Below are 14,818 nucleotides of genomic sequence, written 5' to 3'. Positions count from 1 at the left end.
CCACAGGCGAAGCCTGTGGGGGCGTCTGTTCTGCGAAGCCTGAGTGACGGGCTTCCGCCTTCAGCTCTCACGCCGACCTTCAGGGCTTGCGCGGACCGCGCGGCTTGCTGCCCTGCCCCTTGTCGGGGCTTCCCTTGGTCGCCTTGCCCTTCATGGCATTGTGTTCCTGCTTCTCACGCAGGGCACGCGCCTCACGGGCATCCAGCGGCTTGCCGACGTCGCTGGTGTCTTCAGGACGCTGCCTGGCGGCATACTTCCTGGGCAACTTGGTGGTGCTGGAAGAATTGACCTGACCATCGCGGCCAATCGCCGGCGTACTGCGCTTGCTGACGCGAGTAGAGCCTTCACGGCGCCCCTTGCCCGGCATGCTGGAAGACCAGTCGCTCCAGCTGGCAGAATCCTTGCCTGCAGCCTTGCTCGCCATCTCGCCCTTGCCACGCGGTTGTGCCGGCTCGGGGCGTAACGTCGACTTGCGCTCGGCGGGCTTTTCGCTGACCCGCTTCTCACTGGGGGCGGAATGCCCATGCACCTGGTCCTTGATCTGCGCCTTGATGCTGGTCTTCGGCTTGGCCGTCGCGGAATGACGCTTGCCCTTGGCCTTGGGCGTCGCGCTGTCATTGCGGACGCGCGGCTTGGCCCAGCCTTCTCCGCGCTTGAGCTTCTCACGCTTGGGCTTGGCCTGAGTCACTTCCACGTCGGCGTCGCGCTTGACCTTCTGGTTGAGCTTGCGCAGCGCCAGCAGCCGCTCGCGCGGCATCGGCTTGGGTTCGCTACGCGCTCGTGCGACCTCTTCCGACAACCACCACAGGCCCTTGTGCTCGACGGCAACGGACTGCGGAGCCGGCAATGCGCCCTTGAGCACCTCGACCACCTCCTGCATGGCAGCAGAGAACTGACGATCGAACTGCCACGGAGGATTGATCACCAGCATGCCAGAGCCATACATGCCGTGATCGCCCTCGGGCGAGTCAATCACCAGCTCGCTGCGCCACATCGGCGCGGGCGACTGCTTCTTGAGGCGCTCGAGCAGGTCATGTTGACGGCCGGCCGGCAGCAGCGGATACCAGATCATGATGGTGGCATGACGAGACTTGCGCAGCGTCTCGACCACGACATCCGCCACATCACGGTAATCGTTCTTGAGCTCGTAACTGGGGTCGATCAGCACCGCGACACGCGGCGTGGTGACCGGCACTGCTGCCAACAGGCCAGACAGCCCGTCCTGCTGGCGGCGCATCACCTTGCCAAGACTGTCACGCTGCACCGGCGCCTGGTCGAAGTGGTAGATCTCACCCGGATGCAGTTCATACGCCAGCAGCCTGTCCCCCTGACGCAACGCCTGGCTCAACCACCAGGGCGAACCGGGATAGACGCTCAACGTGGACGGCGCTCCCTTGCCACTCTCGGGCTGCATGTCGGCCAGCCTGGCCAACCAGCGTGCCAGCGGCTTGTCCGTTGCACCCGGGGCAGGTTCGCCCGCGTCCGTCAGCCAGCGATCGCGCATCTGCCACACTGGCAACACGCCCTGCTCATACTCGCGCAATTGCTCTGTTTCACGTGCCGCCAGGGGATACCAGCCGCGTCCGGCATGGGTATCGATGAACGTAACGGGCGACTCTTTACGTAATAGATGCTCGGCGAGCGTATTGGCCAGCAGGTGTTTGTGGAGATCGGCGAAGTTGCCGGCATGATAGGCGTGCTGATAGGCGAGCAAATGCGCCTCCTTGATACGGCGATGTCAGCGGCATGATGCCGGCTGGACAGAAATCTGGGGGCGGTAGCTTCAACCAAAGTGACCGATGGATGAAGACCGCTGAAGGGGCTGAAGGATAGCAGAGATGGTCACTTGTCACCCCAAAAGCCGTCCTTCACAGACGACAAGGCCCACGCCGAAGCGCAGGCCTTGTCTGAAACATCGATGCGACCCGCTGCCGTCAGGACAGCTGGCTGAGACTCAGCTTTCCAGCGGCGTCAGAGTGATCTCGACGCGACGGTTCTGTGCACGACCGGACTGGGTATCATTCGATGCCACCGGGCTGGCTTCGCCATAACCACGCATGTTCAGACGATTGAAGGCGATGCCACCACTGGCCAGATAGTTGCCGACCGCCTGGGCACGCAGCTCGGACAGATTCTGGTTGTAGTTGCTGGCACCGGTAGAATCGGTATAGCCCGCGATGTTGACGCGAGTCTCGTCATATTCCTTGAGGACCGTGATCACACCATCCATGACCGGCTGAATCTGGCCGGACAGAGTGCTGGAATCGGAACCGAAGGTGACGTTGGACGGCATGTTGAGGATAATCTGATCGCCGACACGGGTCACGCTGACGCCGGTGCCCTGCAGCTGATCACGCAGCTTGGCTTCCTGGACATCCATGTAATACCCGATGCCACCACCGGCTGCCGCGCCGGCTGCCGCGCCGATCAGCGCCTTGTCGAGACGATGGTTGCCACTCTTGGTCGCCCCGGCGATGGCACCAACGACAGCCCCGATACCGGCACCCTTGGCCGTACTGGAGGTCTGCTGCTCATTGGTATACGGGTTGGTCGTGGTGCAACCCGCCATCGCGACGGCAGCTGCCAGCGGCAGGGCCAGGAGTACGGACTTCTTCATGGTAACGCTCCCTATCTTCACTCTCATGGATGGCAAGACGACATCGGCGTAGTGCCACATTCTGGTGTGATCATGCCTGATCGTTCAGGTGTCGAACATGGCCAGCAGGTCATTGAGGAACAATAAGCCCTGCGGCGAGGCACGCAACAGCGCGTCATCCTCAACGATAAGCCCGCGCGCGCGCGCCAGACTCAGCCCCGGCTCCAAGGCCTCGCGCTCAAGCCCGGTCGTGCGGCGCATCTCCTCGAAGCTGACGCCATCCGTCAGACGCAGCGCATTCATCATGAACTCGAGTGCCAGCTCTTCCGGGGCGATCTCCTGCTGACCGGCAATGAAGCCACGCGGGTCCTGCATGCGACGCAGATAGGCCTGGGGCTGCCGGCTCTTCCAGCGTCGCTGGAGCTGCAGCTCGCCAGTGAAGTTCCCGCTGCTGTCCGTCTTCGCCAGCGTCAGCTTGCCGTGCGCGCCCGCACCGATGCCGAGATAATCTCCGAATTTCCAGTAGTTCAGGTTGTGGCGTGCCCCTCGCCCCTCAAGGGCGTAGGCGGAAATTTCATAGCGACGGAATCCGCCGCTTTCCAGCATCTCGTGACCATGATCCTGAATGTCCCACAGCAGATCATCTTCCGGCAGCACCGGGGGGCGCGAGTAGAACTCGGTATTGGGCTCCAGCGTCAGTTGATACCACGAGAGATGAGTGGGCTTGAGCGCCAGTGCGCGCTGGATGTCATCCAGCGCCGTTTCCAATGTCTGTCCCGGCAGGCCATGCATCAGGTCGATGTTGAAGTTGTCGAAACCGGCGGCACGTGCGCTGGCAACCGCCCGTTCGGCCTCCTGTGCGGAGTGGATACGCCCCAGTACGCTGAGCTGTTCCGGCTGGAAGGTCTGTACCCCGATGGACAGCCGATTGATGCCGGCAGCGCGATAGGCAGCGAAGCGGCCTTGTTCCAGCGTGCCGGGATTGGCCTCCAGCGTGATCTCGCATCCCTCGGACAGTGCCACGCGCTCGCGAATGCCATCGAAGAGCCACTGATAGGCCTGCCCGCTCAGCAGGCTCGGGGTCCCGCCACCGATGAAGATACTTTGCAGTTCACGCTCAGGCTGCCCTTGGAGGCATTGGAGATCCTGGTCCAGATCCGCCAGCAGTGCCGTGATGTACTCCACCTCCGGCAGATGGGCATCGCGGCCCACACCATGGGAATTGAAATCACAGTAAGGGCATTTGCGCACGCACCACGGCACATGAATATAGAGGGATAACGGCGGCAACGACTCGACGGACATCAAGCGCTCTCACTTGCAACAGTCAATGCTTGAAGCAGCTGCTGCATGGCACGGCCCCGGTGACTGAGTCGATTCTTGGTGGATGCCTCAAGCTGTGCCGCACTCATGCCCTGCTCTGGCAACCAGAAGAGGGGGTCATAGCCGAAACCGCCATCACCACTCGGAGCGGTCAGCACCCGGCCCTCCCAGCTGGCCTGCACGATGATGGGGACAGGGTCTGCCGCATGCCGAAGGTAGACCAGCACACACCAGTAGCGCGCCGTACGCGCCTCCTCCGGCACACCTTCCAGCGCTGACAGCAAGGCCGCATTGTTGTCCTGATCTCCCTGGCCTTGCTGACGACGCGAGGCGAAACGTGCCGAGTAGATACCGGGCTCGCCGTCCAGCGCATCGACCTCGATCCCCGAATCATCGGCCAGCGCCGGAAGTCCGGTGATGGCGGCGGCATGACGCGCCTTGATCAAGGCATTCTCGACGAAGGTCAACCCGGTCTCTTCGGCATCACTGACACCCAGCTGGCTCTGAGGAATCGGGGCAATACCCAGTGGAGCCAGCAAGCGAGCGAATTCCCGCAGCTTGCCAGCATTGCCGCTGGCCAGCACAAGTGATGAGGCAGACATGAACATCTCCGGGGGTGGTGTCAGAAGAAACGTGCGACCCTGCGAGAACATCATGAAAACAGGCAGAGGGTACAAGACACATTCTATCGTGTGAGTCCGATAGGTACACGCGGGGCAGCTTTCATTCTGACTGAGCAAACTGGTATTGAAGCCTCACGAAAATCACCCGGCTCACTTGAGCTCGTCTGCCCCCGGATGCTCGATGGCTTACCAATCTCCACTCATCCCAACACGGGATTTCACTATGCCTGTTACCCACCAAGACTGACACCTTCCCAGGGCTCCTCCCAACCCACTGATCCCAAAGGGCTAATTCAAAGAATAACAAGAAGAGATTCTTATGCCATCTGGCACTATCCAAGGACGGCATCGCCTCATCACGCTTGTCTAGACTGAGAGTGATGACTCGCTGACCTGGCAAGCACTACATCCTTCGGTCTGTCACCGTTCCATCAGGTTCTGACACCACGGCAGGAGTGCCCCATGCAAACGACCAAAGTCCTGTTCGTGACCGCCTTGTCTCCACAGACTGAGCTGTTTGTCGATTATCTGCATGAACAGCTTCAATGCTCCGTGGAAGCCTGCGACAGGGAGGCCGACACGCCTGCCACGCCGAATCTGGTGCTGATCGACAGCGCACAATGCGACCTGGCGAAGATGACCCACTGGAGCTCGCTTTCCAGGTCAGCCGCATTCAATGTCGAGCATGAGGACGCTGCCATCGCCCTGCTTTTGCATGTTCCCTTGAACGGCATCTTCTACCGACATGATAATCTTTCTCAGATAAGTCAGGGTATAAAGGCGATGCTGGACGAGGAGATATGGTTATCGCGAAAATTGATGCAATCGCTGATTCGTCATTATCGTCAACAACAACAGATCGCCTTCCAACCTGTCATGGGATTGACGCAAAGGGAACTGGAAATATTATCCCTGATCGCCACTCGACAGAGTAATGTCGATATTGCTCAACGTTTGAACCTCAGTCAGCACACGGTAAAGTCTCATTTATATAATATCTTTCGTAAAATCAGGGTTCACAACCGGCATCAGGCCATCGAGTGGGCGCACGAGCATCTCAATCTCTACCTCCCGCAGCACGCCCCCCATCGATCACCGAACCCGGAAACCTGAAATTCGGGGCGATCTGATACGAGCGACTGGCGTAGGCCAGACCGACGCATCACACAGTGACTACCAGCACTCCTGCAGGGCTCTTGCAGGTAGTAAGCACTCCATTCGAGTGATCTAGTTCTGAAATCCTGGCAGAGTGCGTCGCTTTTCAGTCACGGCCGCACCCTTCAGTTACAAAAAAACAAGGCCTATTACACAACGATATGGAAGCGATGCACGAAGGCATTAGACTTGTGGTACCTTCGTACCAACAGAAGCCCTAACCCTAAAAGCGCAATGGTCTGGTTTTTATTGCACTCACCAGGATGAAGGTCAGGCGACAGATACCCCTATCATGGATTAGGTGCTGTTTTCGTTGTTATTTTCCAGAATCCGCCATATCAAATTTAGCAATAACAAATCTAATAGTTTAGCAAGTGCTGAATATAGGTTGCCTTATCGTGCCTATCAGGCAAATATAAAGGGGTGCCCGATGCGTAATGCCCGACGCAGAGGAGTGCCACTCGTCACAGCAACATCTCCAACCACTTTCGCAATGGCTCCGCCAAGAAAATCGGTAAGACAACTCAGAGGTCTCGCACCATGATTACAGGGAATGCAATGGTGCTGCTGGTGACTGACTGCAATCCGCAGTCAGCGCTGTTCATGGATTACATTCGCCAGCAGCTTGAGTGTCAGGTGGCTTCCGCAAGCCCCGACGAGGATTACACCCCAGGGCAGGCAGACAGGACGATCGTGCTTCTCGATACCGACCACGTCGACGAGACCACGATGCAACGCTGGGATGCTGATGCCAGTCAGGATGCCAGTGCCGAGCTGGCAGCGATCAACATCAGTGATGAGGAAGAGGCCGCAAGCCTGCTGGTCAGCACGCACCTGCAGGGTGTCTTCTATCGTCAGGACAGTCTGTCGCTGATCAGCAAGGGAATCGCGAAATTGCTGGAAGGCGACATGTGGATGTCCCGCCCGCTGATGACTCGCTTGCTGGACTTCTACCGTCGTCAGCAGCTGAACGCCTATCGCCCCGTCTGCGGTCTGACGCAGCGCGAGGTAGAGATCATCGGCCTGCTGGGCACGGGTGCCTCCAATACCGAGATAGCAGACCAGCTGTTCGTCAGCGAACATACGGTCAAGTCACACCTCTACAACATCTTCCGCAAGATCAAGGTGCACAATCGCATCCAGGCCATGAACTGGGCTCGCCAGAACCTTGCCATGCCGGTATCACGTACACCGCGTATCGCTCGTCGAGCACAGATGTCGTGAGCGCCGCAGGCATGGTTGTCCACCATGCCTTTGCATGGGGACTGGCACTTTCCCTGATGTCGCATGCCTCCGCGCAATCAGCGCCGGAGGCGGTGAAACCAGAAGTCTCGGTTGCCAGCGAAGGCAGCGGGGCCCGGGCGGATGGCCACGATGGGGTCGCCATCCAGCGGCCTCGCGCCAGACTCAGTGATGGCCTGAACGGGGTGATGATAGATCGCACCATGACGATGATCGGCAAGACCTTCTATCGTCAATTCAGCCAGCAACGCCTTGATAGTCCAGCCCTGAGAAACACCTCTCTGAGTATTCACGAGCGTCCTTCGGCACGCTGGGGCAGCCTCATCTGGATCACGGAGGGCAATACCGTTCTCTATGAGGCGACCCTGCCCCCGAGAGTGAATGACGTCGACCTCTACGCAAGCTCAGCCGTTACCACCGTCTCCAACCAGTTCTTGCGTCGCAAGGTGCTGGAAGCACTCCAGGACGATCCGGACATGGCGGGCGATGAATTCTGAAAAGCACAGGTTGAATCCATAATAAAAGGGCTTCGATCACGAAGACCCTGACAATGTGCAAGGGAACAGGGGAACATCATGAAGCATCAGACACTCGCGGTGTCGTTGCTGTTATCGGCGATGCCGCTATATGCCGGCGAACTCATCTATCAGCCCGTCAATCCAAGTTTCGGCGGCAACCCTCTCAATGGCAGCTATCTGCTCAGCAAGGCCCAGGCACAGGATACCCATGAGGATCCCGATGCCTACTCGTTCGACAGTCTTTCAGAGACAGAACTCTTCATCAGTGACCTTCGCAACAGCCTGGTCTCCGACGCCATCACCGATGCCGTCGATACCAGTGAGCCAGGCCGTACCAGCGTGATCGACAGCGCCCAGTTGCGTGTCGAGGTCGTCAGTAACGGCAATGGCGGTTTCTCCATGCAGGTGCTGGATCGTGCGACCGGAGAAACGACCGTCATCAATCTTGGCACCTCAGGCAATGCGTTCTGACACGACTTTTGATGAAGGGTATCGCGAATGAAGAAGATGCTTACCTCGCTGATGGCCGTGACCGGCCTGGCGCTTGCGGGCTGTGCTCCCATGGTGGCGCATACCGAGGGGCTGGCAGGGATGCCCAGCACCTTGATGCCAAGAACCACCACCTACAACGATCTGATCAATCTCCCGCCACCAGCCGGGCGAATTCCCGTCGCCATCTACGATTTCCGGGACCAGACAGGCCAGTACCGACCGGCTCCGGCCAGTACCTTCTCCACGGCAGTGACCCAGGGAGGGGCGGCCATGCTGAGTGCCGCTCTCTCCGACTCCGGCTGGTTCATTCCTCTGGAGCGTGTGGGCCTGCAGAACCTGCTCACGGAACGCAAGATCATCCGGGCCAATCTGGAGAGAACCGGCCAGGGGGATATTGAGGCATTGCAGGCAGCCAACCTGCTTTTCGAAGGCGGCATCATCGCCTTTGATTCCAATGTCAGGACAGGTGGCTCTGGGGCAGAGTACTTCGGTATCGGGGCATCGGGTCAGTATCAGGTCGACCAGGTGACCGTGAATCTGCGCGCAGTGGATATCACCACCGGGCAGGTCATCGCCAACGTCAATACCAGCAAGACGATCTACTCTCGCGAGCTTCGAGCGGGCGTCTATCGCTTCATCGATTTCAGTCGATTGCTGGAAATGGAGACAGGCTATACCAACAATGAGCCAGTCCAGCTAGCCGTGATGTCGGCCATCGAGGCCGCTGTCATCCACCTGATTGCTCAAGGGGTGGAGCGCCAGCTATGGGCCTTGGCAGACCCGGCGGACATGCAGAAGTCGGAACTGATGAGTTATCTCCAGGCGCCCACGCCAATGCTGTAACGCGAGCGAAGACACTCGACATCCGGCTGGCTCTTCTGTCATGAAAGGCACCCTCTATAGGGTGCCTTTTTTATATATCATTGAACATATTGATACCATTGAGAAAAACAACACCTGACATTACATGAGATTAAAGTGAATTTCTGAAGTATTAATAGTCTGAGTCTTCGCGAAGCGAGCCACCTCATCATTCTGTTGGGAATGACACCATTATTACTCACTAACTCCCTCCTCAAGATTGACGATAAAAGACAGTCTCTTCTCACTCTCATAACCCTCAAAACAGCTGATGGCACCAGCTCCTGTAAAGATCAATAGTAAGTCCATCAGTAACGTGATCAAAACAGGTCGATACCATGAGTCTGGATAGCAAGCCGCGACAGAGATTATCTCAGGCAGGATTATTATTCGCAGCTTCCACCTTCAGCTTGCTTGCCATGGCGGGCGACCTGGCGATCCGTTCAGAACTGGAGTCATCCCGCTCCGTCGCCGACATTGCTCAGTATGGCTTCCGCAATGAGGCAACTCTCTCTCAACATGGATTGGCCAACGTCTCGATGATCGCCCAGCAAGGCGTCATGAATACGGCGATCAGTGTGCAGCAGGGAAGCGGAAACAGCGCCTATATCCTGCAAGATGGCACCCTGAATGAGGCAAACATACTCCAGCAAGGCCAGGGTCATGATGCCTTGATCGCGCAGCAGGGCATCTCCCAGTCCGCGCTGATTCAGCAGACCGGACTGGGGGGAGGCGCGATGCTGCTTCAACAGGGCAGCAGTCAGGTGCCCGTCAGCATCATCCAGCATGCACGCGGCCGTATGCAGGTCCAGGTCATTCAACAATGAACCTGATTGAGCTCATCACGCTCTCGAGTGCATGCGCTGAAAAAGAACAGACGAGAATAAAACGCCGGAAACAAAGGCATCGAATTCAATGGGAATGTCACCTTCAACGCTGGACTGATGACATTACCAACCTCTGATATCACGGCGCTGAAGTACGGCGCCAACCGAGCAGTATCGGCATGATCTCCGTCATGCCATGGGGACGCATCACACGTAATACATAATAAAAAACAGAAGACACCAATATCAATACAAGGGAACTTACCATGAAGATTCAAATCAGCCTTCTCGCTGCTGCCATCGCCATCTCTTCTCACGCCATGGCAGACAATAACACGTCGGATGTCGACCAGACCGGCTTCATGAACAAGGCCAAGGTAGGTCAGACGTCTCGAGATGGCGGCTCGCTCAACAGCTCACATGACAGTGATATTGACCAGACAGGGGCTTTCAACAAGGCCAACACCTATCAGAACGGCGTCAATCATACGATTCGCGTCAATCAGCTGGGGGGTGCCAACAAAGTAAAATCACAGCAGTACAGCAGCACCAACACCGGTATCGTCAATCAGACGGGTGCCTACAATTCCGTTGACCTGAACCAGAAGAGCTACAAGCACCTCACCCGCGTCACCCAGGATGGTTTTGCCAACCACTCTGAATCCTGGCAGGGTGCCAGCGGCTCGCCGGCAGGGCGTGAAAATACTCTGGTCGTGACACAGACAGGGGTATTCAATGATTCCATGGCCACTCAGCAAGGCAGTTATGCGATTGCCCGGGTGTCCCAGACCGGCTACCAGCACGCCTCGGATGTGATGCAGACCGGTGAGTACAACCGTGCACGTGTCACTCAGGAAGGACGCTTCAACAACTCCACGGTTTCACAGACCGGTGAACTGGGCCTTGCCGTCGTGACCCAGACCGGCTCACGTATCGATTCAACCGTCACCCAGGCCGGTGCAAATCAAGTCGCACGAGTCACTCAGGACGGCAGCTCCCATGACTCGCTCGTCAATCAGAGCAATGCGAACAACACTGCGCGGGTGACTCAGTCAGACATGCTGCAGTACTCCGACATCAGCCAGACGGGAAGCGAGAATCTGGCCATCAACAGTCAGAGCGGATATTCCAACTACGCCATCGTCGAGCAAGGTGGTACCAACAGTGACTCTCTGATCACCCAGACTGGCTACAACGATCACGCCCGCGTCCAACAGACTGGCTCTGGCCACAGCTCCGAAGTCCTTCAGCAGGCCGGTGGCATCCTGAGCTTCGTCGCCAACCGTGCTCACGTCGTGCAGTCCGGTGCGATGAACACGGCCAGCGTGACCCAGACCGGCGGTGGCAACGTGGCGAGCGTGATGCAGTACTGATCACGCCCAGCCAAGATGTCTTACAGAACCCCGCGCAAGCGGGGTTTTTCGTCTTTAAGCTCTGGTGATGGCATCAAAGGAAAAGGCCGCCGACACGAATGTCAGCGGCCTTCCAGTATCAGCTGCGAAATGATTATCGCGATGGCGGGTTACTTCTTTTCCAGTGTCACGGACTGTTCCGGGAAAGACTGGCGATAGGTCGAGAGGCTCTCATCCACCATCTTGCGACCCTGGGCGACCTGCTTGTTGCCACTGGTGATACGGCCCTTGCCTTTCTTGATCTGCTTGTTGCCCTTTTCGATCAAGGCCTGGCCCTTGCGAATATTGGCTTCTCCATCATCGACGAGATCTTCACCACTGACGATCTGTTTCTCACCTGCCGCGACCAGTGACTTGCCCTCTTCCCACTGGTCGGCCAGTTGATCGCGCACCTGGGCGACAGCCTTGGCTTCCTCTGCCTGCCCCCGCATCAGATCCGCCGTGGAAGGCTGACTTGAGCAACCGGCGAGCAGTGCAAGGCTGATGGCGACGGCAGCGGTAGGTGCAAGATTATGACGCATGGTATTTCCTTATCTGATGCAGGGTTCTCAAATGCAGATCGGGGATTCGTGCAAGCATTTGCCAAAAATGAAAGGAGCATGACGATCACTCGCCATGCTCCTTTCAGCATGTCGTTGGGCTCAGTGCAGTCTAAGCTGCTCGCGGATCAAGCGTGCCAACGTTACGTTAGCGTTGGGCGCTGTCGTGTCGATATGGATCAGTTGACCATGCTCCTCAGGAGCGAACGGCTCACGATTGGCCAATTGCTTGTCCAGCACCTCAAGCCCCGCCTCGGACGCCTCGCCACTACGCTGACTGCGCTTGACGATGCGCCTGCGCAGCGTCTCCTCATCGGCCTCGAAGCTGATCATCAGCACGGGCAGGCCACGGGCTTCTGCCTCGTGACGCAGACGATCACGCTGTGATTTCTTCAGGCAGGTGGCATCGATGCACACGGGGATTCCCGATTCCAGCAGGGTGGCTGACAGATTCGACAGCCGCTCGTAGGTCGCATGCGTCGCCTGCGGCGTATAGATGCCACCATTGAGACCCGAGCCGGTATCGGCATCCGCGGCAAAGCCATACAGACGCTTGCGCTCGACATCGCTGCGGATGCGCACACCCCCCAGCTCACGCACCATTTCTTCGGTGAAGCGACTCTTGCCGCTACCGGAGACCCCCACGCCGATGATCATGTACGGGAAGCGGATCTCGCTGTAGCGCTCCGCCAGCTCGATATAGCGCTCATACTCCGCCATCACGTCGAGACGATCCGCGTCACTCAACTCCGGCTGGTGATAGCGAATCATCGCGACCTTGGCCCGAATCAGCGCGCGATAGATCTTGTAGTACGGCAGCAGACGCACCAGCGAGTAATCACCCGAAAGCTCCAGGTAACGATTCAGGGCGTGATGGGCGAAGGCCGGCTCATCGCGGGCTTCCAGATCCATCACCAGGAAGGCCAGATCACAGCCGACATCGTTCCAGCGCAGCTCTTCATTGAACTCGATACCATCAAAGAGCAAGGCTCGGCCTTCGTGACGTACGGCGTTGCCCAGATGGATGTCGCCATGGGTCTCGCGCACGAAGCCTTCCTGCCAACGACGCTCGAATTCCGGTTGGAGACGCTGGAAGGTCTCTTCCGTCCACTCCTGCAACAGCGCCAGACGCTTGAGCGCAGCCTCCTCTTCGAGGCGCGGACGAATCAACGTGAACTCATTGTCGATGGTACGGCTGACCATCTGCGGGCTGCCAAGATCACTGTCACCCTGGATGCGTTCAGCCTGCTCGTGGAAGGCCACCAGCTGATCGACCAGGTCGTCCAGCAGCTCCAGCGACAGCTCACCGCTGGCCTGCAAGGCGCTGAACAGGTGCCGGTTGGAGAACTGACGCATCTTCACCGCATACTCGAAGACGGCACTCTCATCATTGATGCGTGGCGCCTCCGGCGTACCGGAAATCGGCACGGTATCCAGATAGAGCGTCGGTGCCAGACGGCGGTTGAGGCGCACCTCCTGTTCACACAGGTGCTTGCGACGCTCCAGCGTGGAGAAATCCAGGAAGCTGCCGAAATCCAGCGGCTTCTTGATCTTGTAGGCGTAGTCGCCGGTCAGCACGATCCACGAGATGTGCGTCTCGTGCACTTCGATATCCTTCACGGGGTGATCGAAGCAATCGGCGGTGTGAAGGGCTCGAATCAGGGCCTGGCTCAAGGTCATCTCCGCTAAGGCAAGCTGGCTATAGGGTCATTAGCGCAATCGCTATCGTTGGCGGCAAGTGTACCGGATGGCGGCCCGCCCGGCAGCCTGCCGAGCGGGTCGATACCGGCTTCTACCGTCTGACCGACTCAGGCCGAGGCTGCCATCTGCGCAAAGACGCGCTCGGCAGCCTCCAGAGTGGCCTGGATATCCTCGTCGCTGTGGGCGGCGGACATGAAACCTGCCTCATAGGCTGACGGCGCCAGATAGACTCCCTCTGCCAGCATGCCGTTGAAGAAGGTCGCGAAGTCTTCCTGGCGACAACGCGTGGCGGACTGGAAATCGGTGACCGCGGACTGATCCGTGAAGAACAGTCCGAACATGCCACCTGCCCGCTGGGTGATCGCGGCGATGCCGGCGGCCTTGGCACGACTCTCCAGGCCGTCACACAGCATCTCGACCTTGCGGGTCAGCTCGGCATGGAAGCCCGGTGCCTGGAGCTTGCGCAGCAGCGCGACCCCGGCAGCCATCGCCAGCGGATTGCCGGCCAGGGTGCCCGCCTGGTAGACGGGGCCCAGCGGCGAGAGATGATGCATGATCTCGCGCTTGCCACCGAAGGCGCCCACCGGCATGCCGCCGCCGACGATCTTGCCCAGGCAGGTCAGGTCCGGCGTGATGTTGTAATGCGCCTGAGCGCCACCCAGCGCGACACGGAAGCCCGTCATCACCTCATCGAGGATCAGCACGCTGCCATGGGCATCACACACTTCACGCAGGCTCTCCAGGAAGCCCGGCACCGGCGGAATGCAGTTCATGTTGCCGGCCACCGGCTCCACGATGATGCAGGCGATCTGATCACCCAGCTCGGCGAAGCAACGGCGCACACCTTCGGCGTCGTTGTAGTCCAGCGTGATGGTGTGCTCGGCGAGCGAGGCCGGCACGCCCGGGGAGCTGGGCTCGCCATGGGTCAAGGCGCCGGAGCCGGCCTTGACCAGTAGCGAGTCCGAGTGGCCATGGTAGTTGCCTTCGAACTTGACGATCTTGTCGCGACCGGTGAAACCACGCGCCAGGCGGATCGCCGACATGGTGGCTTCGGTGCCGGAGTTGGTCATGCGCACCATGTCGAGACTTGGCAGCATCTCGCAGATCAGCTCGGCCATCTCGGATTCGATCTCGGTGGGCGCACCAAAGGACAGACCGCTCTCGAGTCGCTCACGCACGGCGTTGAGCACGTCTTCATCGGCATGGCCGGTGATCATCGGTCCCCAGGAACCGACGTAATCGATATAGCGCTTGTCTTCGACATCGAAGAGATAGGCGGCCTTGGCATGATCGATGAACACCGGCGGACGATGCAGTCCCTTGAAGGCGCGAACCGGCGAATTGACGCCACCGGGAATGTGACGGCTGGCGCGTTCGAACTGGGCAGCGGACGTGGTCATGACATACCTCTTGAGGGACACGGTGCGGCACGACGGCCGCGAAAAATGGGAATAGAGTCATTGATGACTCAAGACGGTGTGGATAAACGAGACATCGCGTTATCCACAACTGCCGAGGATGGGAGCACC

At 58.7% G+C, this 14,818-nt stretch carries 14 protein-coding genes; 7 read left to right on the top strand and 7 right to left on the bottom strand.

Annotated features, from left to right (window positions below; genetic code table 11):
* Positions 1 to 79 precede the first annotated feature (79 nt).
* The 4 genes from ACZYGA_RS11295 to rdgB form a co-directional block, all read right to left on the bottom strand.
* Entirely contained in the window at positions 80 to 1,714 is a 1,635-nt protein-coding gene (locus tag ACZYGA_RS11295; protein ID WP_479399212.1) for a 23S rRNA (adenine(2030)-N(6))-methyltransferase RlmJ, read from the bottom strand.
* A 240-nt stretch (positions 1,715 to 1,954) separates the two neighbouring features.
* Complete coding sequence (locus ACZYGA_RS11290; protein ID WP_077379755.1) at positions 1,955 to 2,617, bottom strand: YiaD family glycine zipper/OmpA-like lipoprotein; 663 nt, start codon at positions 2,615 to 2,617, stop codon at positions 1,955 to 1,957.
* Between the two features lie 84 nt (positions 2,618 to 2,701).
* A complete protein-coding gene (gene hemW / locus ACZYGA_RS11285; protein WP_479399211.1) occupies positions 2,702 to 3,901 on the bottom strand; it encodes a radical SAM family heme chaperone HemW in 1,200 nt (399 codons plus the stop codon).
* On the bottom strand, positions 3,901 to 4,521 hold the full coding sequence (rdgB, locus tag ACZYGA_RS11280) for an RdgB/HAM1 family non-canonical purine NTP pyrophosphatase (protein ID WP_479399210.1): 621 nt from the start codon (positions 4,519 to 4,521) through the stop codon (positions 3,901 to 3,903). The genes hemW and rdgB overlap by 1 nt, the downstream gene beginning before the upstream one ends.
* Before the next feature lie 483 nt (positions 4,522 to 5,004).
* Between rdgB and ACZYGA_RS11275 the strand changes: the two genes are divergently transcribed.
* From ACZYGA_RS11275 to ACZYGA_RS11245, 7 genes are all read left to right on the top strand, one after another.
* Entirely contained in the window at positions 5,005 to 5,655 is a 651-nt protein-coding gene (locus ACZYGA_RS11275; RefSeq protein ID WP_077379759.1) for a LuxR C-terminal-related transcriptional regulator, read from the top strand.
* A 600-nt stretch (positions 5,656 to 6,255) separates the two neighbouring features.
* Entirely contained in the window at positions 6,256 to 6,921 is a 666-nt protein-coding gene (locus ACZYGA_RS11270) for a LuxR C-terminal-related transcriptional regulator (RefSeq protein WP_255304487.1), read from the top strand.
* An 11-nt stretch (positions 6,922 to 6,932) separates the two neighbouring features.
* Positions 6,933 to 7,436: a CsgE family curli-type amyloid fiber assembly protein gene (locus tag ACZYGA_RS11265; protein ID WP_077379763.1), complete on the top strand. Its 504-nt coding sequence runs from the start codon at positions 6,933 to 6,935 to the stop codon at positions 7,434 to 7,436.
* A 78-nt stretch (positions 7,437 to 7,514) separates the two neighbouring features.
* Positions 7,515 to 7,928 (top strand): curli assembly protein CsgF, encoded by a 414-nt coding sequence (locus tag ACZYGA_RS11260; RefSeq protein WP_077379765.1) that lies wholly within the window; start codon positions 7,515 to 7,517, stop codon positions 7,926 to 7,928.
* Positions 7,929 to 7,955: 27 nt separating this feature from the next.
* Positions 7,956 to 8,792, top strand: coding sequence for a CsgG/HfaB family protein (locus ACZYGA_RS11255; protein ID WP_077379767.1), 837 nt, complete (start codon positions 7,956 to 7,958; stop codon positions 8,790 to 8,792).
* 356 nt (positions 8,793 to 9,148) lie between these two features.
* Entirely contained in the window at positions 9,149 to 9,637 is a 489-nt protein-coding gene (locus ACZYGA_RS11250) for a hypothetical protein (protein WP_136939501.1), read from the top strand.
* Between the two features lie 266 nt (positions 9,638 to 9,903).
* Positions 9,904 to 11,010, top strand: a complete 1,107-nt coding sequence (locus ACZYGA_RS11245; protein WP_084209559.1) for a hypothetical protein — start codon at positions 9,904 to 9,906, stop codon at positions 11,008 to 11,010.
* A gap of 149 nt (positions 11,011 to 11,159) precedes the next feature.
* Here the strand turns inward: ACZYGA_RS11245 and ACZYGA_RS11240 are convergent, their stop codons facing one another.
* From ACZYGA_RS11240 to hemL, 3 genes are all read right to left on the bottom strand, one after another.
* Complete coding sequence (locus ACZYGA_RS11240; protein ID WP_077379774.1) at positions 11,160 to 11,570, bottom strand: hypothetical protein; 411 nt, start codon at positions 11,568 to 11,570, stop codon at positions 11,160 to 11,162.
* Positions 11,571 to 11,690: 120 nt separating this feature from the next.
* Positions 11,691 to 13,268: a bifunctional aminoglycoside phosphotransferase/ATP-binding protein gene (locus ACZYGA_RS11235; protein WP_240499628.1), complete on the bottom strand. Its 1,578-nt coding sequence runs from the start codon at positions 13,266 to 13,268 to the stop codon at positions 11,691 to 11,693.
* A 128-nt stretch (positions 13,269 to 13,396) separates the two neighbouring features.
* Entirely contained in the window at positions 13,397 to 14,689 is a 1,293-nt protein-coding gene (gene hemL / locus ACZYGA_RS11230; RefSeq protein WP_077379776.1) for a glutamate-1-semialdehyde 2,1-aminomutase, read from the bottom strand.
* Positions 14,690 to 14,818: the final 129 nt, after the last annotated feature.

The organism is Cobetia sp. BL01 (assembly GCF_056493605.1).
The sequence above is the reverse complement of the archived record's forward strand: the minus strand, read 5'-3'. Positions and strand labels throughout refer to the sequence as shown.

Coding starts and splice junctions, on each gene's coding strand:
- ACZYGA_RS11290 (WP_077379755.1), bottom strand. CDS start 2,617: ATGAAGAAGTCCGTACTCCTGGCCCTGCCGCTGGCAGCTGCCGTCGCG.
- hemW (WP_479399211.1), bottom strand. CDS start 3,901: ATGTCCGTCGAGTCGTTGCCGCCGTTATCCCTCTATATTCATGTGCCG.
- rdgB (WP_479399210.1), bottom strand. CDS start 4,521: ATGTCTGCCTCATCACTTGTGCTGGCCAGCGGCAATGCTGGCAAGCTG.
- ACZYGA_RS11275 (WP_077379759.1), top strand. CDS start 5,005: ATGCAAACGACCAAAGTCCTGTTCGTGACCGCCTTGTCTCCACAGACT.
- ACZYGA_RS11270 (WP_255304487.1), top strand. CDS start 6,256: ATGGTGCTGCTGGTGACTGACTGCAATCCGCAGTCAGCGCTGTTCATG.
- ACZYGA_RS11265 (WP_077379763.1), top strand. CDS start 6,933: ATGGTTGTCCACCATGCCTTTGCATGGGGACTGGCACTTTCCCTGATG.
- ACZYGA_RS11260 (WP_077379765.1), top strand. CDS start 7,515: ATGAAGCATCAGACACTCGCGGTGTCGTTGCTGTTATCGGCGATGCCG.
- ACZYGA_RS11255 (WP_077379767.1), top strand. CDS start 7,956: ATGAAGAAGATGCTTACCTCGCTGATGGCCGTGACCGGCCTGGCGCTT.
- ACZYGA_RS11250 (WP_136939501.1), top strand. CDS start 9,149: ATGAGTCTGGATAGCAAGCCGCGACAGAGATTATCTCAGGCAGGATTA.
- ACZYGA_RS11245 (WP_084209559.1), top strand. CDS start 9,904: ATGAAGATTCAAATCAGCCTTCTCGCTGCTGCCATCGCCATCTCTTCT.
- ACZYGA_RS11240 (WP_077379774.1), bottom strand. CDS start 11,570: ATGCGTCATAATCTTGCACCTACCGCTGCCGTCGCCATCAGCCTTGCA.
- ACZYGA_RS11235 (WP_240499628.1), bottom strand. CDS start 13,268: ATGACCTTGAGCCAGGCCCTGATTCGAGCCCTTCACACCGCCGATTGC.
- hemL (WP_077379776.1), bottom strand. CDS start 14,689: ATGACCACGTCCGCTGCCCAGTTCGAACGCGCCAGCCGTCACATTCCC.